This is a genomic window from Prevotella merdae, from assembly GCF_900290275.1.
GTDB classification, from domain to species: domain Bacteria; phylum Bacteroidota; class Bacteroidia; order Bacteroidales; family Bacteroidaceae; genus Prevotella; species Prevotella merdae.
Genome location: NZ_LT985324.1, coordinates 956,710 through 983,007, shown reverse-complemented (window position 1 = coordinate 983,007; position 26,298 = coordinate 956,710). Strand labels below are relative to the sequence as shown.

Annotated in this window: 19 protein-coding genes; 4 read left to right on the top strand and 15 right to left on the bottom strand. The window is 44.6% G+C overall.

Features of this window, described 5'->3' with window-relative positions:
• Positions 1-76 precede the first annotated feature (76 nt).
• The 3 genes from C9991_RS10655 (at position 77) to C9991_RS10645 (ending at position 2,649) form a co-directional block, all read left to right on the top strand.
• Positions 77-1,009 (top strand): hypothetical protein, encoded by a 933-nt coding sequence (locus C9991_RS10655; RefSeq protein ID WP_232823311.1) that lies wholly within the window; start codon positions 77-79, stop codon positions 1,007-1,009.
• On the top strand, positions 994-1,446 hold the full coding sequence (locus C9991_RS10650; RefSeq protein ID WP_106812490.1) for a YqaA family protein: 453 nt from the start codon (positions 994-996) through the stop codon (positions 1,444-1,446). Before C9991_RS10655 ends, C9991_RS10650 begins: the two co-directional genes overlap by 16 nt.
• An 807-nt stretch (positions 1,447-2,253) precedes the next feature.
• Positions 2,254-2,649, top strand: a complete 396-nt coding sequence (locus tag C9991_RS10645) for a hypothetical protein (RefSeq protein WP_198643788.1) — start codon at positions 2,254-2,256, stop codon at positions 2,647-2,649.
• A 365-nt stretch (positions 2,650-3,014) separates the two neighbouring features.
• On the opposite strand, the gene C9991_RS10635 is transcribed toward C9991_RS10645, so the two are convergent.
• The 14 genes from C9991_RS10635 to fusA2 form a co-directional block, all read right to left on the bottom strand.
• Positions 3,015-5,576 (bottom strand): TonB-dependent receptor, encoded by a 2,562-nt coding sequence (locus C9991_RS10635; protein ID WP_106812487.1) that lies wholly within the window; start codon positions 5,574-5,576, stop codon positions 3,015-3,017.
• On the bottom strand, positions 5,570-6,457 hold the full coding sequence (locus C9991_RS10630) for a GLPGLI family protein (protein ID WP_106812486.1): 888 nt from the start codon (positions 6,455-6,457) through the stop codon (positions 5,570-5,572). Before C9991_RS10630 ends, C9991_RS10635 begins: the two co-directional genes overlap by 7 nt.
• Positions 6,458-6,892: 435 nt before the next feature.
• Entirely contained in the window at positions 6,893-7,939 is a 1,047-nt protein-coding gene (locus C9991_RS10625; RefSeq protein ID WP_106812485.1) for a beta-carotene 15,15'-monooxygenase, read from the bottom strand.
• 138 nt (positions 7,940-8,077) lie between these two features.
• The gene (locus C9991_RS10620) at positions 8,078-10,021 is read right to left on the bottom strand and encodes a peptidase U32 family protein (protein WP_106812484.1); all 1,944 of its coding nucleotides are present in this window, start codon (positions 10,019-10,021) and stop codon (positions 8,078-8,080) included.
• 18 nt (positions 10,022-10,039) lie between these two features.
• A complete protein-coding gene (metA, locus tag C9991_RS10615; RefSeq protein ID WP_106812483.1) occupies positions 10,040-10,957 on the bottom strand; it encodes a homoserine O-acetyltransferase MetA in 918 nt (305 codons plus the stop codon).
• Positions 10,958-11,024: 67 nt separating this feature from the next.
• Positions 11,025-12,860 (bottom strand): SLC13 family permease, encoded by a 1,836-nt coding sequence (locus C9991_RS10610; RefSeq protein ID WP_106812482.1) that lies wholly within the window; start codon positions 12,858-12,860, stop codon positions 11,025-11,027.
• 21 nt (positions 12,861-12,881) lie between these two features.
• Positions 12,882-13,346 carry a peroxiredoxin gene (locus C9991_RS10605; RefSeq protein WP_106812481.1) on the bottom strand — a complete coding sequence of 155 codons (465 nt, stop codon included), beginning with the start codon at positions 13,344-13,346 and terminating at the stop codon, positions 12,882-12,884.
• A 129-nt stretch (positions 13,347-13,475) separates the two neighbouring features.
• The gene (locus tag C9991_RS10600) at positions 13,476-14,651 is read right to left on the bottom strand and encodes a glycerate kinase family protein (RefSeq protein WP_106812480.1); all 1,176 of its coding nucleotides are present in this window, start codon (positions 14,649-14,651) and stop codon (positions 13,476-13,478) included.
• A 106-nt stretch (positions 14,652-14,757) separates the two neighbouring features.
• Positions 14,758-16,392, bottom strand: coding sequence for an ABC-F family ATP-binding cassette domain-containing protein (locus C9991_RS10595; protein WP_106812479.1), 1,635 nt, complete (start codon positions 16,390-16,392; stop codon positions 14,758-14,760).
• Between the two features lie 428 nt (positions 16,393-16,820).
• A complete protein-coding gene (locus tag C9991_RS10590; RefSeq protein WP_106812478.1) occupies positions 16,821-18,107 on the bottom strand; it encodes a double zinc ribbon domain-containing protein in 1,287 nt (428 codons plus the stop codon).
• A 65-nt stretch (positions 18,108-18,172) separates the two neighbouring features.
• A complete protein-coding gene (locus C9991_RS10585; protein ID WP_106812477.1) occupies positions 18,173-18,862 on the bottom strand; it encodes a glycoside hydrolase family 25 protein in 690 nt (229 codons plus the stop codon).
• A 299-nt stretch (positions 18,863-19,161) separates the two neighbouring features.
• Complete coding sequence (locus tag C9991_RS10580; protein WP_106812476.1) at positions 19,162-20,154, bottom strand: ISAon1 family transposase; 993 nt, start codon at positions 20,152-20,154, stop codon at positions 19,162-19,164.
• Positions 20,120-20,509, bottom strand: coding sequence for an ISAon1 family transposase N-terminal region protein (locus C9991_RS10575; RefSeq protein WP_106812475.1), 390 nt, complete (start codon positions 20,507-20,509; stop codon positions 20,120-20,122). Before C9991_RS10575 ends, C9991_RS10580 begins: the two co-directional genes overlap by 35 nt.
• 278 nt (positions 20,510-20,787) lie before the next feature.
• Positions 20,788-22,947 carry an elongation factor G2 gene (gene fusA2 / locus C9991_RS10570; protein WP_106812474.1) on the bottom strand — a complete coding sequence of 720 codons (2,160 nt, stop codon included), beginning with the start codon at positions 22,945-22,947 and terminating at the stop codon, positions 20,788-20,790.
• 206 nt (positions 22,948-23,153) lie between these two features.
• On the opposite strand from fusA2, the gene hemW reads away from it, so the two are divergent.
• Positions 23,154-24,281 carry a radical SAM family heme chaperone HemW gene (gene hemW, locus C9991_RS10565; protein ID WP_106812473.1) on the top strand — a complete coding sequence of 376 codons (1,128 nt, stop codon included), beginning with the start codon at positions 23,154-23,156 and terminating at the stop codon, positions 24,279-24,281.
• Between the two features lie 703 nt (positions 24,282-24,984).
• Here hemW and C9991_RS10560 read toward each other — a convergent pair.
• Positions 24,985-26,010 (bottom strand): IS110 family RNA-guided transposase, encoded by a 1,026-nt coding sequence (locus C9991_RS10560; RefSeq protein WP_106810849.1) that lies wholly within the window; start codon positions 26,008-26,010, stop codon positions 24,985-24,987.
• Between the last annotated feature and the right edge of the window lie 288 nt (positions 26,011-26,298).

The following is a 26,298-nucleotide window of genomic DNA, read 5'->3' as shown; positions in this document are numbered from 1 at the left end:
TAATATAAATGTCGGGCTTACCACTAACACATGTTGGTGGAGCCTGACTATTTTTTTTAAATATAAACGGAAAATAATGATAGTAAAGCGATTTCAAAACCATGTGGCCGAAAGCCGTATAGCATTACCCTTAACAGGTGTTTATGCGTTTTTGGTATGTGCAGCAGGAGGATTGTTTGCCGATAAACTGTGGTTGCAGTTTGGCTTGCTTGCCATTTCCTCTTTCCTGATAATGTTGCTCAACAATTCAAATGCGCTCATACGTATCTATAGTCGTATGGTATCTTGTTCGTTTCTTGCTCTTGCTGTAATGTCGCATTTCTTGTTTGTTGACATTCGTTGCGGCATAGTGCAGTCATGTTTCATATCCTTCTATCTATTCCTGTTTAGCGCCTATCAGGATAATAGGGCTATTGGACGTGTGTTTTATGCTTTCATGATGCTTGGCATAGCAAGCGTGTTCTTTGTACAGATTCTTTATCTTGTGCCCGTAGCATGGATATTGTTGTGTACAAATATAATGATAAGAAACCTCAGAGCCTTTTTTGCTTCGATTTTAGGAATAGTAGTGCCTTATTGGTTTGTTGGTGCCTATTACATATATTGCGGACAAATGGATTACATTCCAAACCATTTCCAGGAACTCATTCAGTTTGACAGTATAATGGAATGGACCACTATGCCATTGTCGCATATTGTTACAGCCTCGTATGTAGCTATATTGTCGGTTATGGGTATGATTCATTTCCGCTTGAACAATTACAAGGACAAGATACGTACACGTATGTTGTTTGAGATTTTTTCTGTAATGGCTATATGTTCGATAGTGTTCATTATCTTGCAGCCTCAACATATCGACTTTCTGCTGGCGTTGCTCATAGTTAGCAGCTCGCCAATGATTGGACATTACATAGCGTTGACGAATACTCGCATTACCAACATCTCGTTTTATATAATATTGATACTTACAGTTATACTGACTTTTATAAATATATGGATGCCATTCTAAGTTGTCTTGTTGATTGGGGCTATTGGGGAATGTTGTTGTCGGCATTTCTTGCCGGAAGTTTCTTCCCGTTTAGTAGCGAGGCCGTTATGGTGGGTTTGCAAGCTGCAGGTTTAGAGCCGTTGCCATTGGTAATATATGGAACTATAGGCAATGTGCTTGGCTCGATGTTCAACTATGGAGTAGGACGCATGGGCCGACTTGATTGGATTGAGCGTTATCTGCACGTCAAGAAAGAAAGTCTTGATAAGGCACAGCGTTTTGTAGGCGGTCGTGGAGCCTGGATGGGATTCTTTGCCTTCTTGCCAATTCTTGGAAGTGCCATCACAATATTGCTCGGATTGATGAAGGCTAATATCGTTATCTCAATTACAAGTATTAGTATCGGAAAGTTACTGCGCTATTTGTTGTTGGTGTATGGAGCTTCGTTTGTAGTTTAAATTCATGCTTGTTCTGAATACAATTCATGCTTGTTCTGAATCTATGCCATCAGTTAAAACTTTTGCAATCGACATAAAATTTGGGCTGAATCTTCTCACGAGGTTTCAGCCCTTTTTGTTATCTTTGTTTTTCGAAAATGAAAAATAATTGGTTCATCCGATATTTTGAGTGATACAAGCTGGAGTTTATCGTGGAGGTTGGTACCTTGATGTTCGTGTAATGGACGTATAAATTATAGCTCGTATAATGAACGTATAATTTTACTTGTAGTTCTTTTGTATGTAGTTCCCACAGAACGCACAGACCACACAGAAGCCTACGGGCTTTAAGCTTTTCGAATCCACAGAATGGCCTACGCTTCGCGATGCAAGAATCCACAGAAATGATTGCTTGCGCCACCATAGGCAGCGGACCATGCTTAACCTCGGCGATGCTACACAAGCAATCAATTCTGTGCCTTCTGTCGTATGACGCGCAGCGTCTATACGCTCTGTGGATTCCAAAACCTTAGGTCCTAGGCTTCTGTGTGGTCTGTGCGTTCTGTGGGAACTACAAGCAAAGGAGACACAAGTACAAGAGCCTCTCCCCGATAAAACTGCAATTTACAATTCTATCACTCCAAATATCGGATGAACCAAATAATTTCGCTATACTGATAACCGAAGGTTTTCGTTAAGCCAGATGAGCAGAGCTAAGTTTACTTAAGCTCTGCCATGGCGAGAAAACATGCCATGAAATGGAACGATCTAAACTTAAACCAAAGGTCAAGTAGATTACAGATGACGATGTGGAGTCTAATTGAGGAAATGAATAGAGATTCATCTGATTCTTCTGATAATCAGTTAACTCAGAAAAATCCTTATTCGAAAAAACAAGCTGAAATGAATAGAGATTCATCTGATTCTTCTGATAATCAGTTAACTCAGAAAAATCCGTATTCGGAAAATCAAGAGGAAATGAATAGAGATTCTTCTGATAATCAGATAAATCAGAAAAATCCTTATTCGAAAAAACAAGAGGAAATGAATAGAGATTCATCTGATTCTTCTGATAATCAGTTAAATCAGAAAAATCCGTATTCGAAAAAACAAGAGGAAATGAATAGAGATTCATCTGATTCTTCTGATAATCAGTTAAATCAGAAAAATCCGTATTCGGAAAAAATGCTCCATTACCCGAAAATATTCCTCCCAAAGGAGTGAGTTTCTCAGATTTAATCTGTATCTTCGCCATGTCATATCAGAGTTTTGCTTGTTTCCTTTTCGCAACATCAAGATAAGTGAAAATAGTGTTACGGAATTGGGGTAAGAAAGAACAATAATTTTGCAAGAACAATGCTTTATTATGGAAGAAGATAAAATAAGAAACCTGCAAGTTCTTTTTAATATATCCCTACCCAACGATTGGCAATCGTTATCCGACATCCAACACCACTTTTTCCAGCTCGTCATCGTGTCACCCAAAAATCTTCGTCAAAGAGTTTTGCTATTTTCTGATGTCTTGCCATCAGCATTGTTTGGGTGTAAATCTCCTTGTTCAGAGGTAGCCATTATCATAGGCCTTTTTCTTAATATTTAAACCGTAGCGAAATCATAAACTCACGACCACGCAGCGGTACGCGGTAGTATTGAAAATTGGCTCTTTGATAAAGCGAAACTTCGTAGTCTTTGCGGTTAAACAGATTGTTGATATTTGCGCTTGCAGACCAGCGAGAATTGAAATCGTAGCGCATACCGGCATTCAAAAAACTGTTAACAGAGTAATGGTTACGGACTATTTCGAAGACCGATTGCGAAAAGTCGGCATACAGCCGGAGTTTACTGATAGGATAGAAATCCATTGTTAAGGAATAATAGGCATTTTTCAGCAGATTGTCAGTTGCGGAGAAGACATCAGGCTTTTTCCAACTGATATTTCCTGCCATGGTGAGTTTGGGCTGGAACCATGTCAGTCCGCTCCATTGCGCCGTGACCGAAGCATGCAAGGCATGATAGCGCAGATAATCTTCCACCTCGTTTTGAGACACAAACTCCTTATTATATGAATAATTGGTCTGTCCGCTCAAATTGATGTGGGCATCGCGAAAGTTCTTACGACATGATAGTGCCATGCTCCATGTAGTTTTCGTGCGGTCGTTCCACACTGGAACAAAGAGCGTATAATCGGGCATATAAATACTTTTGAGATAATGGTCGGAAGTACTGCGCGTCCAGCCGACATAAACATTCCACGAAAAGAGCGTGATGGTGTTCAGATACGACAGACGGAGATTCGCCAACGCGACACGCTGCACCGAAAGGCTGTCAATGCCTGTCGTAAATGTACGATAGTTGTTCATCATCGTTCCATTGAACCAAGGATCGGCGTTTGAAGCATTTTGGTTATAGGCTACCGAGGTTTCCATTCGCAATAGATAACTAATTTGTTGAGTGAAATCGAGCGAAGGAGAGAAAAGAACTTTTTGGTCTTTTTCTTTTCGCCAGCCACAGCGGTAAATGGTATATTCCACAGGAAGAAGTAGTTCGACGTTTCCACCGCTCCACTGAATTTGATACGATGGTTCGAGTGTGTGCAGCCAATAGGACGAAGTAGCCGTCTGTTGGGTATCGTGTAGTCGGTTGTGCTTGTATTCTATAATGTAACCCAACGTCAAGGGATTGCCCGCTATATCGAAAGCCGTGGAAAGCCGGTGGCGCATAAACCAATGATTCAGATAATAGCTCTGCCGTTTGTATTCGTTATCTGCTGTCCAATAATCAGAAAGTCGCTCGCGCGTCTGATAGGTACGCACAATGGAAGCCAAACTATAGACACGACTTGGAGTGGTCAGGTTGACATTGGCGACATTCTGAATAAAATAAGGTTTGCGATGTATGTCCTCTCCCAAAGAGCCTAAATTGGTTACATTTTGATTATAGGAGCTGACATCCTGCCATTGCCCCGAAAGAATGTTCTCCACGTACACCTTCTTGCCATTCAATTCGTAACGCACCTGTCCTTTTACTACATCTTCACAGCTCTTTTGCCTATTGTTTTCGTAAATACTGATTGTGTCGGCCGCATAATACTCGCATCGGGTGCTATCCTCACGGTTTTCTCCTTCGTGGTTGTAAAGCAGATTGAAACGTAAAGTGGAATAAGGAGTGAAAGCGTGCATATAATTCAGTCCGGCAAAATAGGAACGGTTGTTCAAGTAATAAATAGGTGAAATGGGTGGACGGCGGGTTGTAGTAGAATAGAGGAAAGGAGCAGGCAATTGCTCTTGTGCATAAATGCCCGTAAAGTTCGACATGCCATTTTGCAAGCTGCGCAATGAGGCACCTCTGTTGTTTAAGGCTCCGGTAAATAATACTTGATTCTTCTTTGCCACTTGAATCCCTGTCAGACTACCGTCCCATATAGCAGGCGTTCCTCCGGCTCCCACTTCTGCGTCACCAAAAGGACGCATTTTATAGTTCTTTTTTAACCTTATATTGAGTGTCGCATGATTACTATGAATTTTTCCTTCCAAGGCACGGATGGGCTGATTATTTTCCATAACCTGAATCGTAGATACGGCCTCAGCTGGCATATTCTGAGTGGCTTGGTTATATTGATCACCCATAAGGTCTAATCCCTCAATGTTCAGTTTATTGATGCTGCTACCCTGATACAGAATTTGTCCTGAAGTCGTCACTTCAATACCCGGCATGCGTTTTAGCACATCCTCAATGCTATAGTCCTCTTTCTGACGAAAAGACTCTACATAATAGTCAAGCGTATCTTTTTTACGAGTTATAGGGGCCTCTTTCACTACAACTTCATCAAGCTCATAAGGCTTTTTTTCTAACTGAACGGTATATTGATATTTATCCTTTTGAACTGAAATAATTTGTGTGGCATAGCCCATTTTCGAGAATGTCAGTTTATTTACATTCTTCTTGTATTGCAAATGAAATTGTCCGTTGCTTTGGGTGATACCATAAGCCAGTAAAGAATCCGTGGCACTTAATGCCTTACATAATACATTAGCAATGCCGATGCCTTCTGTATTCGTAACAATACCCTTAAAAACGACTTCTGTTTCCTGCGCCCATACAGACAAAGGAAACAGAAATAGCATAAATAATATTTTAAAATTCTTTACCATTGTAATTCAAGCATATTACTGGGACGTTTCGGGTTGTTTGCTTCCGGAGTAACCATTTGGCCATTCTTTTCGACCCTTACCTTGTAAATCTCAATACTCAGATTATCAAAATCCTCAATATCATTCCGATAACCGGTCAGGGCATTCTCGCGTGTGGTTACAATCAAATCTTTGATATACCTTTTTTTATAAAGATACATGTCACTGTATTGAGGCATCTTTCCGACCCCGTTATTCGTAAAAATCCAATTGCGACCTTCATCATGGATTTCCATGATCAGCCCAGGCAATCCTGTAAAAAGATAAGGTCCGTAAGGAAGTGCTATCGTTTCGGTGTACCATGCAATATAATTTCGACCGGCAAAAGAACAAGTGGCCTTTTTACAAGCTCTTTGATTTATTATAGAGTCCCCGGATACCAATTGCCAGTCCATTTGAGGCGTTGGGTAAGTGTACTCGTAGCTTCGCAATACATCGTAAGTCTGCACCGTGGTTTTTTGTTCTTCTAAATCAGTTAGCGTAACAAAGAAAAAAGTCCATTTTTTAATAGCTTGCATCCATTCTTCACGAGCCTTTTGGTCCTTTTTATTTTGTTTGCTACTGGCTAAATAGTCATTTATTGAATCGAATGCCAATCGATTATAATCACTAAAAAGTAAGTGCTTATCTGAAACCATCAATACTGTTTGCGCTTCAGTATAATCATCCAACTTGGTAGAATCTTTGCGGAACTTTAATTCATAAAATACTCCCAACTTGGCATGATCAACAACACTCCTCTTTGATTTCTCATAAAAATCGCCACTCTCACTATATAGCCTTTGAGCCTTAATCGTGGTCGAACATAATAATATCGTAATAAATAAAACAAGGAATCTCATTCTATTATTAATTATAATTTTAATGAATTATTTCTGCAAAATTAGTATATTTCTCTTAAAACGCCAACTATTCATATCTTATATTTTATAGATGAACACAAAACGTTCCATAAAAACATCTGATAACCTGAGTTCGGGATAAGAAAGCCTTGCTCTAATTGGCTTAATAAGGCGTAGATAATAAATATATTCGATTTTTGCTTAGAGGTTAATGTATTTCTGCTTAGAGGCTAATGTATCTTTGCTTAGAGGCAAATGTATCTATGCTTGCTATCAAATGAATCTTTGCTTGCTATCAAATGAATCTATGCTTGCTATCAAATGAACCTTTGCTTGCTGTAAAATGAAAATATGGTTGCATTCAAAGGCATTTTAAAATAAATCCCCACTACCAGTCTCTTGCTTGAGATAAGCTGGTAGTGGGGATTGCTTTTCTTATTCATTTATTGTGCCGCATTTCTTGCATATTCCCTTTTTCTTCATCTTGGCGCCACACTTGCCGCAAGAATACTTGTAATAGTTATTGTGTACATAATGCTTAATGGCATAAACAAAATAGGCAATAAGCAGCAAGTAGCCTATATAATATAAGGTGGTTATGCTGTAGATGATGTAATTGCCTGCGCAAACGGCTCCCAAGCCACATAGATAGAGTGTGGCATGCGATGCTGACAGTTTATGAAGCACATCGTCCACGGTGGCTATCATTATTATTACTATCGACCATACCGAAATGAGAAATACTGATATAATCGTTGGCACAGCAAACGGATTAAGCGAGGGATGATAGTAGAAGTGTCGCCATGTTTCGGGTGCAAACATCTGTATACTCGAATAGAATGTTGCTGCTGTGGCCACGGTTAGGGCAAGCAGAGTGGGGTAGAACGAGTCTATATCGTTGAAATGTACCGCCTTTACATGTTTCTGCCTTATGCTGTGTACCAGGTAGCTCATAGCTATTACGCTTATGATGATAAGGAACACAAGCAAATGGGTGTCTGAGAAGGTGGAGATAAACTGCGATATGGGATCGTCGGGCACGACATTTGGCAAAAGCTTGCTTTCGTGTATCCATCCGAAGGTATATTGGTCGCGCGCCAGTTGCACCCAAACCGAATCTACCGGATCGTTCTTTAGCAAACGTATGTCTACAACTACAAGTCGATTGCCTTTCTTTACAAAGAAGGAGTCGGTAGGCAGACCGTTCAGCAATTCTTCGGGTTGTTGGCGAAGCAAAGCCAGCGAGTCGGCCTTTACCATGAAGTTATAGTTCTGCGCATAATGATGACTTTGGTAGAATGCGCTCATGTTGTCGTATGTAGTAGAGTCTGAGTCGGCCACCTGATTGTCTGCATACGTAGCCGACGGTTTTGCCACATATGCGTCATGATGACGTACTGTGGTATGATAGCAGCTTGTAAGTGTAAGGATTACTACAATTACAGCTACTACTCTCGACATTATTTTCTTGACTTCTCTCATACGATTTTCTACTATTGTCCGTTAAATTCCATCCATCGTAGATGGATTAACTTCTTCTTAACTTCCTCTTAACTTCTTCTTAACTTCCTCTTAACTTCCCCTTAACTTCTTCTTAACTTCCTCGTTGGGTTTATAGACTTAGTCTTGTGCATAAACCTCCATTTGGCATTTTGCACAGTTAAATACCAGTTTCACCTGTCTTCCGTCCGATGATTCCAGCAACAGAGGCTCCTTCCATGTAGGCTGTTTGCCTCCGCGTTTTACGCAGTATCCCATAGCATATCTCAGACAATATCGACATGTCATCAGAGGCGTGTTAGCATGTGGTGTGCCATATGTCTTTGTACCAGGACGAGCGCCATCAGTCAGCTCGAATGCGGCTGCTGCGTGCTTTACGCCATGCTCCTCGTAGAAAGCTTCGGCACGATGGTTAGCCACGTTGGCTGCATTTATCTTGCTTGCGTCAATATATTGAGCCTTGGCATCGTTGTTATTGGGCTTGCAATTCGTGTTTATTTGTCGGGCTGTTGTGTTTGGCGTGTCTATAGGTTGTTGCTCTATCTTTGCCAACACCTCGCGTCGTAAGGTAGCAAGCTTGCTTGAAGGTATAAACAGATTGCCAACACCATTAGTAAGCTTTGTCTTTCGTGGGCGGAACAGAGTGTTGCCCATCTTCTCGAGTTGTCGGATTATGTTCTCGCTCTGAGGTTTCTGGGCCTCTTGCAATGGCTCGTCAAGCACAACAAAAGCCTTGCGTCCTGCCTCGTCCTCAGCATCAAGTACAATCTTTCCGCAATCAACACCAATGTTCAGGTCTATATCAAGCTTTCGTTCAGCCGTCTTGCTTTCCATAGCACGCTCAAACACGATGTCGTTGTTACGATAAAGAGCCATTCCTGCTTTCAATTCCTCGGGCATAGATAGAGGAAATAGGCGGTTGTTCTCGACACGGTTTACGCGGAAGCCATGCAACTTATGGTCGGGTGTGAAGAAGCACAATCCGTCGCCATTGGCAAATATGGCTGTACCCGCCACATTGAACGAACCGCGTCTTATCTCCTTAACATATCCTACATATTCGCCCATAGCCTTAGGAGTGTCAAACGATGAGATGTCTTCGCGACGCCCATCAAGGAAGTAATGTGTAAAGCCACGGTTGAAGGTCTTGTCTAAGTTGGGCGTAAATGTATATTCCACCCTTCCTTTAGAGCTGCGGCAATACTGTTCGGGATGTTTCGCTATTATGCTGTTGAGATGTTGGCTGTATGCAGCCACCACATTCTTTACATAAGCGGCATCCTTCAGTCGGCCCTCAATCTTTAATGATGTGGCTCCTGCTGCTATGATGTCTTCCAGTCGGTCCAACTGGTTCATATCCTTAAGCGACAGCAAATGGCTTGCCTTGCGTATTGTGTTTCCGCTACTGTCTTTCAAGTCGAAAGCCAATCGGCAGAACTGAGCACACTCGCCACGGTTGGCGCTACGACCGAAACAATGGTGCGAGGCATAGCATGCTCCCGAATAACTTACACACAAAGCTCCATGCACAAACACCTCAAGCTCGGTATTAGGCACAGCCTTGTGTATTTGCTTTATCTCGTCTATAGACAGCTCGCGTGCCAATACCACACGGCTAAACCCAATGCTTGTTAGCCAAGCTGCTTTATCTGCCGAGCGATTGTCTGTCTGAGTACTTGCATGCAACTCAGGCATTCTCGATCCTTGCATCTCGGGCTCGGCTGCTATTTCTTTCATCATTTCCACCACAGCCATGTCTTGCACAAGGATAGCATCCACGCCAGCCTTTACTATGTGTCGCAATAGCTGTTTGGCATTGGCAAGCTCGTGCTCGTATACTATGGTGTTTACGGTTACGTACACCTTTGCTCCAAACTGATGGGCATAGGCTGCAAGTTGGGTTATGTCTTCTATACTGTTGCCCGCAGCCTGTCGCGCACCAAACTCATTTGCGCCTATGTATACAGCATCGGCGCCATGGTCAATGGCAATAATGCCTTGCTCAAGGTTTTTGGCAGGAGCAAGGAGTTCGATAGGGCGGGGTAGGTTGTTGCTTGAATTCATAATGTATGAAACTTGTTTTTATCCAATCTCCTCAATGTTATACGGAGTCTCCTGATAAATGTAATAGTTTATCCAGTTGCTGAACAACAGATTGGCATGCGCTCTCCACGTAACGTTTGGAGCCTTTTGCGGGTCGTTGTCTCTATAGTAGTTCTTTGGCATGTCCACGTCGTCGCGCTTGCCAAGGTCTCTACGATATTCGCTGTCAAGAGTGTAAGGCGAGTACTCCATATGTCCGGTAACAAATATCTGGCGTCCGCCTCGGGCCATAACTATGCTTACACCACTCTCGGGCGATTCTGCCACAATCTCAAGTTCGTTATGTTTCTCAATATCCTCGCGTCTAACCTCTGTATGTCGGCTATGAGGCATATAGAACACGTCGTCGAATCCGCGGAACAGAGGAATCTGTGGTTGTAGCGTGTGTTGCTGGAAGATGCCGAACATCTTCTTAGGCAACTGATATTTTGGCACGCCATAATGATAGTACAATCCAGCCTGTGCAGCCCAGCAAATGTACATGGTGCTCGTAACGTGTGTGTTGGCCCATGCGAATATCTTGGATATTTCGTTCCAATACTCCACATCCTCAAACTCCAGATGCTCGATAGGCGCTCCAGTTATAATCATACCATCAAACTTCTCCTTCTCCAGCACATCAAAGTCCTTGTAGAACATCATCATGTGCTCTATCGGAGTGTTCTTGGATGTATGACTCTTAAGCTTCATAAAGTAGATCTCCATCTGAAGCGGCGTGTTGGACAACAGGCGCACAAGGTCGGTCTCTGTTGTTATCTTCAGAGGCATAAGGTTAAGTATCACGATACGTAGCGGACGAATGTCCTGGCTCGTAGCGCGCGAGTCGTCCATCACAAATATGTTTTCCTTTTTAAGGAGTTCTATTGCGGGGAGTTTATCTGGTAATCTTAATGGCATATGTTAATTAACTTGTTATTTTTTTATTCCATGCAAAGTTACGCATTTATATTTGCATAGCGCATATTTAGAATGGGAAAATAAGAGGCAGCACACCTATCATTACCAATCCCATAATTATCTGCAACGGCAATCCCACCTTGATGTAGTCCATAAACGAGTAGCCGCCTGCCTGCATCACGAGCGCGTTGGGAGGAGTAGAGAATGGCGATGCAAAGCACATGCTTGCTCCAAGCGTAACGGCAAAGAGCATAGGGTAGGGGCTTACGCCTATTGCCGCAGCCGAGGTCAGGGCTATGGGCGACATAAGTACAGCTGTGGCTGTATTGCTGATGAACATCGTAAGGAGAGACGTGGTGAAATAGATGCCCGCAAGCAAGGCATACGGACTTGCCTGCCCCAGATTGTCGGCCAGCAAACTTGCCACCATTGCCGAGGCTCCTGTCTTCTCCAGAGCTACCGACATAGGCAACATGGCCGCGATAAGCACAATGCTCTCCCAGTTTATTGTCTTGTAGGCTGCCTCTACCGAGCGTATACAACCCGTTATTACCATAAGCAATCCGGCTATCATAACGGCCGTAACGGGAGCTACGGGGATGAAGTCGAACACCATAGTCAATATCATTAGCAACATTATGGCTGCTGCAAGCGGAGCTTTATAGTCGAGTGTAACGCGCGACGCCTCGTCTAACGGCTGCCCCATAACCACAATACCGTCGGCAACATCGGCTATTCGCGAGATGTTCTTCCATTTGCCTTGTATCAGAATTATGTCGCCCTGACGGAATTTCATGTCGGCAATTCCTTCTGTTATATAGTTGTCGCCACGGCGCACGCCAAGCGCGTTAACGTTATAAAGGCGTCGCAATCCGGTTTCCTTTAGAGTCTTGCCGCACAATCTTGAGTTGTGCATTAACACCACCTCGGCAATACCTATGTCGTAGAATGCCAATTGCTCGCTGGTCTTGTCCAGCTTCATGTCGGCAGCAAACTTTGTTGCTTGTTCTGGGTCGCCACTTACGTATACTATATCGTTCTCTACAAGCTTGGTGTCTGGTCCGGCAAGTCGTTGTTCCACCTCTTTCATTAGTGGCGAACGTGGCTGCTTTATGCGTCTAACCTCAAGTACGGTAAGTCCGTAGCGATGATGAATGTCCAGTTCGGCAAGTGTCTTCTCGTAGGCAATCGACTGCTTGCCTACGGTAAATACCGACAGATTGCCTTTGAGATTATACTCCTCCATCAGGTCGTCGAGCGACTTGCCACGTTTTTTGCCTTGCTCGCCGTCGGCTGCTTGCTTGCTGCCGTTAAGCAATCGCTTGCTAAGGGGCAACAGCACCACGATACCAACTATAATGCACACAATACCAACGGGCAGAAAACTGAAGAACTTCAATGGTTCGAAGCCATAATCGGTAAGAGCTTCCTGTATTACAAGGTTGGGCGGCGTACCAATAAGCGTAAGCATGCCGCCCATGCTGCTTGCAAAGGCAAGGGGCATAAGCAAGCGACTTGCGCGCATCTTTGCCTTCTGCGCCAAGCTTACCACGATAGGCATCATAAGAGCCACCGTACCCGTATTGCTAACAAAGGCTCCAATAACGGCTGTAACAACCATCAGCAATAGGAACAAGCCCAGTTCGCTGTCGCCTGCAAGGGTCATCAGCTTGCCTGATGCTTTCTTGGCAAGTCCGGTCTGTACAATAGCGCCTCCCACTACAAACAATCCCACCATCATTATCACCACCGAGTTGGAAAATCCCGACAGGGCTTCTTGCGGCGTGAGTATTCCGGTGAGCAGTAGGGCGACAAGGGCGCATAGCGCAACGAGGTCGGAGCGAACTTTGCCCATGGCGAAGAACACAGCCGAAAGGGCGAGAATAATGAGAGTAATTGTCATAATTATTAGTAATGTGGTTTATTATTCTGCTTTAATGGCATTCAGTATTTGCTCCGCATGAATCTTTGTCTTTATTTCCTTCGGAGTAAAAATTCTTTCTATTATGCCTTCCTCGTTTACCAGATATGTTGTGCGCAGAATGCCAACGGTCTTTCTGCCACAAGTCACCTTCTCGCCCCAACATCCAAGCGCCTGCAACAGAGTAGTCTCGGTGTCGGCAATAAGCGGAAACTCCAGCCCTTTGGCTTCGGCAAACTTCTTCTGCAGAGCCTGCTTGTCCTTGCTCACGCCAATAATATCGTATCCTGCTGCAGCCAGCTCGTCCTTATGTGCTTGTAGCGAGCAAGCCTCGGCTGTGCATCCGCTGGTGTTGGCCTTAGGATAACTGTAAAGCACAATCTTGCGACCGCGATAGTCGCTTGCCTTAATCTCGCGTCCGTCCTGGTCTATGCCAAGTATCTCTGGTATTCTTTCTCCAATTTCCATAGTTTTCTTTTTTTATATGGTTTATTATATAGCTAATTTAAATTCCACACTCTTTACAGATACACGTATTCTAAGCAACATGCCAAACGTTATCATTACAGCCATGATGATGTACGACTGTTCGTTCTATTAATCCTTGTTCGTTTTATTAATATTTCGGTTTGTCCTAATTATCTGCAAATATATAAAAAATATGGCAGATAAGAAAGCGGTTATATTCTTTTTTGCCACGTCTGGTTGCATAAGTACAGATAGCGGACGGTTGTCGTTCTCGTTAATGCTCCTCACAAGGTCAAAGTTCTTTGCCAGTTCTCCCGTTCTGTCGTCTATGGCGCCCGACAGCAGCCATACCGGCACACCCGCTTTCTTGCAACGCTTAAGCACACCATGCGGAACCTTGCCCATCATGGTTTGTTGGTCCGATTTGCCCTCGCCAGTAATTACAAGGTCGGCATCCTTTATTGCCACGTCAAAGTTGGCAAGGTCAAGCACAATGTCTATGCCAGAGTTTAGCTCGGCATTAAGATAGGCAAGGAGAGCATAGCCCAAACCGCCTGCCGCGCCTGCTCCAGGGTGGTTTGCAAGTTCGGGTGTGGCAAGTCCTGCTTGTTCGGTTTCTTTGGCAAAGGTTCGCAGCTGCTCGTCAAGCCACAACACTTGCTCTTTTGTGGCTCCCTTTTGTGGCGCAAATACGTGTGCAGCCCCGTTATCGCCGTATAGTGGATTGTTTACGTCGCATGCCACAATCAACTTGCATTTTTGCACAAGACATTCGTGACCTTTTTGCATAAGGTTTCCGTGGTCATTATGATAAATATTCTTGTGGTTCTTTTTCTCAAGACAACCCTTATCCCTTAGTGCTTCAACCATTCCGCGCCCGCCATCGCAAGTGGCACTTCCGCCAATGCCCATTACAATCTTTTGGCATCCTCGCTTTAAGGCGTCGGCCACCATTTCACCCACGCCATAGGTAGTGGTTTTAGTAGGGTCGCGTTGGTCTATAGGCACAAGCATCAGCCCGCTTGCCGTAGCCATTTCCATATAGGCAGTCTTGCCGTCCATAGACATGGCATATTCAGCCTTAAGCTTCGTCATAAGCGGTCCGTGTACATCTATTGACACGCTCTGCGTAGGCAATATCTGCTGTACGCATTTCACCAATCCTTCGCCACCATCGCTCAACGCAATCTCAACAACATTTGCCCCTGGCAATACCGTTCGTATTCCTTTTGAGGCAGCCTTACAGGCCTCGTGTGCCGAGATGCAGCCCTTGAAGGAGTCGAAGGCTACAACAACCTTTTTCATATCGTACCTCCTACATTTCACTTAGCAATTGGATTTTTCACTTTTCCCTTTTCACATTTCACTTTTCACTTAGCAATTGGATTTTTCACTTTTCCCTCTTCACTTTTCACTTTTTTTCTAGTTCCTGCAGACTCTCCATTTTCTTCGATTCCAGGAACTCGTAGATTCCGCACAAGTGTTCGCGCACCTTGCCATGTCCAAACTCGTACACCTTGCTTACAAGTCCGTCGAGGAAGTCGCGGTCGTGGCTTACCACTATCAAGGTGCCGTCAAAGTCCATAAGTGCCTGCTTCAGCACGTCCTTAGTCTTTAGGTCGAGGTGATTGGTAGGCTCGTCGAGTATCAGTAGGTTTACGGGTTCCAACAGCAGCTTTAGTATAGCAAGACGTGTGCGTTCGCCTCCCGACAACACCTTAACCTTCTTAGTAGAGTCCTCGCCACCAAACATAAATGCGCCCAGCAGATCGCGTATCTTGTTGCGAATCTCGCCCTTGGCCACGTCGTCGATGGTCTGGAAAACGGTCAACTCGCCATCCAGTAACGAAGCCTGGTTCTGCGCAAAATATCCTATCTGTACGTTATGTCCCAGCTCCAGTTTGCCCTGGTTATGCAACTGTCCCATGATGCATTTCACGAGAGTCGACTTACCCTCGCCGTTTCTGCCAACAAAGGCAATCTTGTCGCCACGCTCCACAGTAAGGTTCACGCCGCCGAATATCTGCTTGCCGTCGAAAGCCATGGCCACGTCGCTCAACTGAACGGGGTAGGCTCCGCTTCGCGGACTTGGCGGGAATTTAAGTCTTAGGTGACTTGTGTCCTCCTCGTCTACCTCAATCAGCTCCAGTTTCTCAAGCATCTTCACGCGGCTTTGCACCTGAAAGGTCTTAGAGTAGGTGCCCTTGAATCGCTCGATAAAGTCCTTTGTCTCGGCAATCATCTTCTGCTGCTCCTCATACTTCTTCATCTGTTGTTCGCGTCGTTCCTTGCGCAGTTCCAGATACTGGCTGTATGTAGTCTTGTAGTCGTAAATGCGGCCCATGGTCACCTCGATGGTTCGTGTGGTGATGTTGTCCACAAACTTACGGTCGTGACTAATTACTACCACAGCCTTTGAGCTGTTGATGATAAAGTCCTCAAGCCATCCTATCGACTCGATGTCCAGGTGGTTGGTAGGCTCGTCGAGCAGAAGCACGTCGGGCGATTTAAGCAGCAGCTTGGCCAGTTCTATTCGCATGTGCCAACCTCCCGAGAACTCGCTTGTAGGGCGATTGAAGTCCTTACGCTCGAATCCCAAGCCCAGCAACGTCTTCTCCACGTCCTCCTCAAAGTGTGTCATGTCTATGGCATAGAATTTCTCTGATAAGCTCGACACCTTCTCTATCAGCTGCATGTATTCGTCGCTCTCGTAGTCGGTACGTGTTGTAAGCTCATTGTTTATGCGGTCTATCTCGGCCTGAATCTCGTGCAGATGAGCAAATGCCTGGCACGTCTCGTCGAACACGGTACGTCCGTCTTCGGTCATAAGGTGCTGGGGCAGATAGGCCACTACACAATCCTTAGGAGCCGAAACCGAGCCGCGTGTAGGCTTGCGCACGCCTGCTATAATTTTCAGCAACGTGCTCTTGCCAGCTCCATTCTTGCCCATAAGTGCTATACGGTCCTTCTCGTTTATTTGGAAGGAAATGTCCTTGAATAGGGTGGTTCCGCCAAACTCGACGGTAAGTCCATCAACTGTAATCATATTGTTCTGTGATTGTCGTTTTTGATTTTTATGCAAAGATAATGCAAATCGAATGCAGAATATCAAGCTTGCTTGAATATTTTGCTGAGATGCAGCTTATCTTCTGCAAAGATACTAATAAAATCACAAATAATCTCCATTACCTTTGTCGCATCAATCATTAAAATACTAATATTATGGCTTATTCTGACGGAACGCATGTTTGTTTAGAGTGTGGCGACATTTGGCGCGAATAATAATATTTCTTGAATTCAGCATGAACAATAAGGGGATTTATTCCTCGGGTTCAGCATGAACAATAGGGCGATTGAGTACATAGATTTATAATAATAAAATGCCCTATTTATCATAATGGTGATTACGATTATTTAAAAATAGCCCGTTAGCTGATTATGTTTAATCAGCCAACGAGCTATAATTATTTTGTTTTATTCAGCAAGTCTTATCATGTTGAAGTCTGATATTCTGCCTTCATTATTCAATGTAGATGTAATTTTATATCTTACCTCAGTTGCGTTGTCGTCTTGACCAACAATGGTTTGAATTGCCGAGAAAGCCACCGAGTATTCGTATTGGTTGGCTCCCACATTCTTTTTGTTTATTGTGTAGTCGCCAAGCGATTTCCAAGCCATCGACTTCACATCGCTCTTGTAGATTTTATGCATAAACGTTACTACGTCGCTTCTTGTGGCGTTGGTTTTTCCAAGGAAATTGGTCAACAACGGATTAACGAAACTTGTCAAGGCTTCCTCGTCCTTGTCGCCCAAACTCTTTAAGAATCCGCCGTAGATGCTGTTTACCATCAGACGTTCCTCGGGCTGTATTGTCTTCGAATTCAGCGAGTTAATCATCTGATTGGCATCCTCAACATGCTCTCCGTCAGAATGTTGCTCGATATAAAGTTCTAATGCCTCAACCGTGTTCTGCTGTTGGGCGGTCTGCCAGTCTATCGAGTCAATTTTATGTATTGCTATTGCCTTGTACGGAGAATCTGGATGCTGTGCGATATAGTCTTCAAGCGCGCTCTTCGAGTTGCTTATCATCACGTTTGTCCAGTCCTGCTGCGTCTTCTTTATCAAGTCGAGATGCGACTGAATGCTGTCAAGATGAGCTTCTGGAGCATCCGAATACTGATCAAGATACGATTGTAGAACCTGCGGATCGTTGCTTGCCATGGCATAGTTGTAAGCCTGCAACTCCTTGTCCGACTGTATACTATAGTAGAAGTAGCAGCCTATGCCTATAACCACGGCCACTATAGCCACCACGGCACCAATAATAATCTTGTTGTTGCGCGAAGAATTTCGTGGAGTCTTCAAGTTCTCGTCGTTCGCCTCTTCAGGATTGTTGACGCCAACGGGTTGCTCATTATAAGCGCTTGCCGAACGTTCGTTGTTCTTAACGCCCTTAGATTCCTTATTGTCAGCTGCCAATGATACTTGTTTTTCAGCCTCCTTAGGCTCCACATTCTCAACCTCCGTAGTTTTTTCCGTTTCCTGAGTATTTACGGCATTATTATTTTCTACAATTGGCGTTTTGTCTGCCACCGGTCTCTTATAATGACATTGTGGACATTCAGACAGTTCGGAGAAATAAACTTTTCCGCACTTCGGACACTCAACCACCTTACCTGCTATGGCCACGCCGCAGGAAGGGCAAAATGGAGCCTTGTCACTAATCTCGTGACCACACTCCGGACATTTTATAATTGCCATTAGTATTTAAAATTTTTTTTTATGTTTTTCTTTTTTTTATCCTTCTCTACCCTATTCTTGCTCGCCTACCTATGGTGTCGCATAAAGCGCAGCTCGCGCAGACCATGACGACCCATAAATCGGCTCTTGTCCACATATCCCCTTATGCCGTCGATATGGCCCTTACCAGTATATTGCCACAGCAGATAGTCGTTATCGTCGATCAAGACAGGCTCATTGGCCGAATATTGTGCTATCATAAGCTTGTAGCCATTAAGTTTGCCGGCAAGATAGCGATTGTAGAAATTGGTGCCTGTATAAACCAATGGTTTCTGATGATAAGCCACCTCAACCATGTCCAGAAACTTCAGCAGCGAGTCGCAGAAAGCCTCTGTTCCCAATCCTTGTTTCACCTCTACATCAATCATTGGTATAAGGTCTTGCTGATGTGGGCGGCATTGGGCCTTGAAGTTCTCAAGCTGTTTGGTCAGATCAGTCTTAGGACGAAAGAAGTGGTACGACCCTACCTTCAAGCCATACTTGTGTGCCAGTTCTATGTTCTGTTCGTACATGTGGTCTATACGGTCTCCGCCCTCGGTAGCCTTAAGATAAACATAAGCCATCTTCGAGTTGTCGCCTATAGCCTCCCAAAAAACCTCGCCTTGATAATGGCTAAGATCTATGCCATGCACATGAGAGCAAGTGTCCTCACATTGCACATTATAATTTTGAGCATACGACGGGGTGAAGAATATTAGGCCCAAAAGAGCCATCATAATTTTACATATATTTCTTTTCATATATGCAAAGTTACTGCAAAAAGAAGAAAGAACAAAGGATTTAAATATTTTTTGTATTGCAAAGGTTAAGTGAAGAGTGAAGAATCTAATGGTGGAAGTGAAGAACGAAGAGTGAAGAACGAAGAATCCAATAGTTTGGGAAACTGTAGGAGGGTATGGCATCCTTGCCATGCCCACTAAATCGGCAGGATAATCATGGCAGAGTGGGTACGGCAAGGATGCCATACCCTCCTACTATATCTTAAAAAACAGGTTCTTCTGGGGTCAGTGGAAATTTAGTGGGGATAAGCATAAATCTTTGCAAGTCGATACAGAAAGAACTTTTCATCAACGATACCCCTTAGTGATGCTCTGAAGGCTTTGATTTTCGCATTAAAGGATTCAGCTGCAGCATTAGATGATCTATTTTTATAAAAGTTAAGAATATCATCGTAATGTTCATAGAATGTTGCAGCAATAACATTGAAAGAACGGAAGCCAGCTTCTTCCACTTTGTTGTACCATTTAGCCATAGAAAGTCTTGCGGCATCCTTAACAGTATTTTTTGAGAAAATCATTCTCAAAGAATGCGAGAGTCCATAAGCTGTCTTCAAATCTGGATATTCTCTAAATAGGATCTCTGCTCTCTTGCTTTGTGACAGCGTCCATTTCTCTCCTGATTTGAAAAGAAGATACCTACTCCTTGCTAGCAATTCCTTTCTCGTATCTCCGTTCTCATATCGAAAAGGCACGTATTCGCGTCCTTCAAGTTTTGCATTCTCCATGTCGTCATTGGCCTCTTGTATAGCATCCCAACGATGCTTAATGCGCATTTCTTGCACAGCATCGCAAGCAAGCTTCTGTATGTGAAATCTATCAATTACTCTCATTGCTTTTGGAAAGCATGTGCGAACAATCTTTCTCATGGAGTCTGACAAATCTAATGTAACCTCCTCAACGATATTCAGAAGTGCTTCCGGTATATGCTTCAAGGCATTGATAACGTCCTCTGACTTAACACCCTTGACAATTGCAACCAGACATTGATCTTTTCCGTGTCTGTCCCTGTTGGTGACGATTGTGCGCAATTCACCGTTAGACATAGAGGTCTCGTCTATTGCCAAATTACGACCTACGTTGTCAGGAAAGACAAGCCATTCATCGGCATGTTCTAGTTCTGACCAGGTACGATAGTCACTCAAGACATCCTTGTATTGTTTATCCAACGTATTGGAGTTTACATGGTAGTATCGCTCAAGCGTACGGCAGGTCGTCGGGGATATGTCCATACGTCTCTTTTAAAAAAGCCGCAAACTCTTTCGAGTAGCGGGTTCCTGATTCGGTAACACTAATACGGTCGACAAATGTTTCTCCTGTTTCTTTGTTTTTCCATCTACGACGACGAAGTACAAGAATCACTTTATGGTCACGAATCGGAAAATCAGTTATGCGTACAGCATCCATAAAACCTTTGGATTCGTAGTCATCAGATTTTTGGAGATAAGCATTCATACGCTCGTCTAGATAGATGGTCATACTCATTGAGTCAATATCAGACTCATCTGTTTCTATCTTGACGATATCGAAATTGTCCAGTATTTCTTTGGGAAGAACTATACGGGCTAATTGTTCAAGCATGTTCATAATGCAAAGATACAAAATACTATGAAACAAAAAAAACATCCACAGTACTTTTCCACTGAGCCTTCTTCTGTTCTTATGTCTGTCAAAAAAACCTGTCCTTATGTTCTTCTGTCTTTAAACACCCGTTCTCATGTCTTCACAACAAAAAGACGGTTCGAAACAAGTACTCCCTATTCCGAACCGTCTGTCTACCAATGTCTATTATATTCATGAGCGAAGCGAGTTATCTTCCGATAAATTCCGATAACTTCTTTCGCTTGCGAATTTTAAGTATACAATTATTCCTCTTCTGTTGTCTCTGCGGCATGCTCCTCGATAAGCTTCTGCTGCAAATCGTTAGGAACAAGCTCGTAGCTTGCAAACTTGGTTGTAAACGAGGCTCTACCGCCCGTCAAGCTACTCAACGAGATAGAGTAGTTGCTCAGTTCCTTCAAAGGAATCTTAGCCTGAAGCTTCTGATAACCAGCCTCGCTGTCCATACCCATAATCAAGGCGCGGCGTCCCTGAAGGTCGCTCATCACGTCGCCCATATAGTCGGAAGGCACATAAACCTCGAGGTCGTATATAGGCTCAAGAATCTTAGGACCAGCCTCCTTGAATGCTGCCGAGAACGCGTTGCGTGCCGCAAGCATGAACGAGAGCTCGTTAGAGTCAACCGGGTGCATCTTGCCGTCGTAAACAATCACTCTTACGTCGCGTGCATAGCTGCCCGTAAGCGGACCATGCTCCATGCGGTCCATAATACCCTTCAATATGGCAGGCATAAAGCGTGTGTCGATAGCTCCGCCAACAACCGAGTTGATGAAGACCAGCTTGCCGCCCCATTCAAGGCTAACCTCTTCCCTACCCTTGATGTTGATCTTGAATTCCTGACCGTTGATCTTGTAAGATGTCGGGTCGGGCATTCCCTCAGCATAAGGCTCTATAATGAGATGCACCTCTCCAAACTGTCCGGCACCACCCGACTGTTTCTTGTGTCTGTACTCGGCACGTGCCATCTTTGTAATGGTTTCGCGATAAGGAATGCGTGTAGGCTCAAACTTAACCTGCAGCTTCTCGTTGTTCTCCAGGCGCCACTTCAGGGTTCTCAGGTGGAATTCGCCTTGGCCTCTAACGATGGTCTGTCTCAGCTCCTTGCTCTGTTCTACCAGCCATGTTGGGTCTTCCTGGTGCATTCTCAGCAACGCAGCCATCAGTTTCTCGGTTTCTGCGGTATTAACGGCCTTAATAGCGCGAGAGAACTTCGGGTTAGGATATTTGATGAAGTCGAAACGCCATTCGCAATCCTTTCCGTTTAGGGTGTTTCCTGTCTTTACATCTTTCAGCTTAACTGTGCAGCCGATGTCGCCTGCAACAAGCTCGTCCACCGGAATGCGGTTAGCTCCGGCACAAGCATAGATTTGGCCGATACGCTCCTTCGAGCCGCGGTCAGAGTTGGTCAGGTCGTCGCCCGACTTAATCTTGCCGCTCATAACCTTAAAGTAGCTTACCTCGCCAATATGTGGTTCCAAACCAGTCTTGAAGAAGTATACAGACTCCGGACCGTTCGAATCAGGGGTGATTTCCTCGCCGCGTGTGTTGTGAAGCTTAGGCATCTCGCTTACGAAAGGTACAACGTTGCCCAAGAATTCCATCAGTCGTCTTACGCCCATGTCCTTGCCTGCGCAAACGCAGAACACGGGGAAGATAGAGCGTGTAACAAGTCCCTTGCGAATGCCCTCGCGCAACTCGTCCTCTGTAAGAGTCTCCTCCTCAAAGAATTTCTCCATCAGAGTTTCGTCGTTCTCGGCAGCTGCCTCTACCAGAGTCTTGTGCAGCTCCAGGGCCTTCTCCTTTTCCTCCTCAGGGATGTCCACTATGGTAGGCATACCTCCATCAGGACTCCAAGTGTACATCTTCATCAGCAGCACGTCGATGATGGCGTTGAATCCGGCGCCCGTGCTCACAGGATATTGAATCTGCACGCACTTCGAACCATAAATCGACTGCATGTTGGCAATAATGTTGTCAAAGTCGCACTTGTCCGAATCCAGCTGGTTGATGAGGAAGATTACAGGCTTGTGAAGTTTCTCCGTATAACGGAAGTTGTTTTGTGTGCCAACCTCAGGGCCATATTGTCCGTTTATCAGGATAACGGCCTGGTCGGTTACGTTCAGGGCTGTGATGGCTCCACTAATAAAATCATCGCTACCCGGACAGTCTATAATATTCAATTTCTTGTTGTTCCATTCTACATGGAAAACGGTAGGAAATACCGAATAGCCATATTCGTGCTCCACTGGGAAGTAGTCGCTCACAGTATTGTGTGCTTCTACCGTTCCACGGCGCTTGATTATTCCGCTACCGAAAAGCATAGACTCGGCAAGGGTGGTCTTGCCGCTACCCGCACTGCCAAGAAGGGCAATGTTCTTAATCTCATTTGTTTGATAGACCCTCATAAAATTCAGGTTTTAAATGGTTAATATTAATTGTTCATGGCGGATTGACTTTGGGGTGGGTGTCTATCCGACTACTAAGTTAGACATTTGGCAACACAATACCAAAGAAAACGATTGATTTATGATAAGATTTTAAACTTTATTAGTAATTTTGCAATACAAATAATCCACCAGAAGTGGTTTCCACCTTATATAATGACAAGCAAATGAAAAAAGGCATTTACATACACATCCCCTTTTGCAAGAGCCGTTGCGTGTATTGCGGATTCTACAGCACCACACGTGCCGAGCTTAGCAAGCGCTACACCCAGGCCCTCTTGCGCGAGATGGACCTCCGAAGTAAGTCCGAGGCCAGTCTTAGCCACCATAATACCGACACCATCTATCTAGGTGGCGGCACCCCCTCGGTTCTACACATCTCCGACATGGAGCAGATATTGCGACATGTGCAGCAAGTGTATCCGGGCGACGTGCGCGAGATTACTGTGGAGATGAATCCCGACGACGTTACGCCCCAATACGTCTCGGCCCTAAGGTCGTTGGGCGTCAACCGTATCAGCATGGGCGTGCAGAGCTTCGACGACAAGCGCCTACATTTCCTTCGCCGCCGCCATTCGGCACGCCAGGCTATGGAGGCTTGTCAAACCATTCGCCAGGCAGGAATCGATAATATCAGCATCGACTTGATGTTTGGATTCCCCGACGAGAACATCGACGACTGGACGCGCGACATAACGACGGCCCTCAGCCTTGAGCCCAACCACATCTCGGCCTATTGTCTGATGTACGAGGAGGGCACCCCACTCTATCGCATGCTGCAAGACGGCAAGGTAAAGCAGATTGACGAGGATACCTATCTGCTGATGTACTCCACGTTGATCGACCTTCTTGCCGCGCATGGCTACGAACATTACGAGATAAGCAATTTTGCCAAGCCTGGCTATCGCTCTATCCACAACAGCAGCTACTGGCGCGACGTGCCCTACATGGGCTTTGGAGCCTCGGCCCACTCGTACAACGGCAAGCGCAGATCGTGGAATATCGACAATCTGCAACAATACATGTTGTCGATTGAGGGCGGTTCGTTGCCTGCCGAGCACGAGGAGATTGATGCCGACACCCATTACAACGACCTCGTTACTACAGCCATGCGAACCGTCGAGGGACTTGACCTCGAAGCCCTCTCCGACGAGCACAAACGCTACGCTCTACAGTCTGCAACCGATAGTTTAAACAACGGCACTATCGAGCTGTGTAACAACCACTTGCGACTGACAAGAAAAGGCCTGTTTGTGAGCGATACGGTTATGAGCGACTTGATGCTTGTTAAGTGAAAAGTGAAGAGTGAAAAGTGAAGAATCCAATAGTTTATTAAGTGAAAAGGGAAAAGTGAAGAATCCAATAGTTTATTAAGTGAAGAGTGAAGAGTGAAGAGTGAAGAATCCAATAGTTAAGTGAAGAGTGAAAAGTGAAGAATCCAATAGTTAAGTGAAGAGTGAAGAGTGAAAAATCCTTGTGTTAAGGGAAAAGAGAGGCTCGTCCGATATTTGGAGTGATTTAATTATGAACCTATAAGTAGCGGAGGTCTCCGGCCTCCGCAGCACCAAGTCGAATACAAATCATCATTACTAAGTAACAGTTCAGAATAATCTTTACATATAGTAGGAGGGTATGGCATCCTTGCCATACCCACTAAATTGGCTGTACAATCATGGCAGAGTGGGTATGGCAGGGATGCCATACCATTCGGTTTGCACTATCTTTATACCCTTCATTTCTGTGGATTCTTGCCTCGCGAAGCGTAGGCCATTCTGTGGATTCCAAAATCTTAAACCCGTAGGCTTCTGTGCATTCTGCTTTCTATGTTAAAATCCAAATGTTTTGACCATTATTTTCATTTTAAGCTGAGATTTTATATTCTGGGGTATAAAGCTGGCGGTTTCTGGCCATGGCAGTGACCAAATGCACGAGTTTGTTCTTCACATTGTNTTCTGCTTTCTATGTTAAAATCCAAATGTTTTGACCATTATTTTCATTTTAAGCTGAGATTTTATATTCTGGGGTATAAAGCTGGCGGTTTCTGGCCATGGCAGTGACCAAATGCACGAGTTTGTTCTTCACATTGTTCAGTGCAACCTGCTTCTTCTTTCCACGTTCCACGAGACGCATATAGTACCTTGCAATAACAGGATTGAAGTTCACGGCAGCCAGTGCAGCCTGCGTCAGCATGGACTTTATCTGACGGTTCGCCATATAGTGCACACGAGGATCTGAATGCACGCTGGTGCCCGAATCCTTGCCGAATGGGGCTATGCCGTAGTAGCAGGCAATCTTCCTTGAATCGTAGTTGAAACGACGGAAGTTGTCGGTGTATACCATCAGACAGACAGCATTCTGCGTTCCTATACCAGGCACCGAGGTCACGATGGTGAACACCTCGGTGAGTTCCTCGTCTGACTTGATGAGCTCGGCGATTCGCTTGTCTATTTTCTCTACTTCCTTGTTGAGTTCAGACACGATATGCCTTCCGCTCTGCGAGATCATTGTCTTGACAGGAGACTTCTCCATTGTGAGTTTCTTCTCGCCTCTGCGCACTTGAAAGCTGCATCTGTGTCTTATAACCATCTGACGATACAGAAACAGTTCGCGCAGTTGTGCAAGTGACTCGCTAAGTGGCTCGTACATAATGGCTCTGTCGTAATTCCTCATTGCGTATTCGGCAATCATCGAGGCGTCGGCGCGGTCCGACTTCAATCGTCTGAGACCTGATGCATCCTTGATGCTCTTGGCATTCTCAAGCCACATGTCGTAGCCTTTACCATAGAGAAAGTTGCACAGTCCCTTGCTGTAGTCGCCCGTATTCTCTCCACAGAAGAGCCACAGGGAAGAGTCGATGCCGTAGGAATTCTGCTCCACCCACTTGACCAGTTGCTTGTAGCCAGACACAGTTGTCTTGAACTCGTTAAACATTCGTGCAGCTGTTTCTGTCAGTCCATCTGCAAAAATGATAGCCACATCAACTTTTTCTTTCGAAAAATCAACTCCAATAAATAAATTCTTCATATCTTTGTACGATTTTAGTTATGTAGAATTGTTCAATAGTTGTATGGACTAACACTCTAACAAGGCTCAGAGCCGATAACTTTCTATCTGGTCTTTGCAACTATGTCGATGAGGTCCGAAACAGAACATAGTCTTCAGACTTGTGCGATCTTTGGTTTACCTCTTCGACAGACCGATTCTACCTTTTTACAACAAAGGTACGAAACTGTCTTTAGCAATCATAGTTTTACCTTGATTATTTAGCCTAATTGCTTTCTTCTGCAAACTTAGAGTGTGGTCTGTGTATTC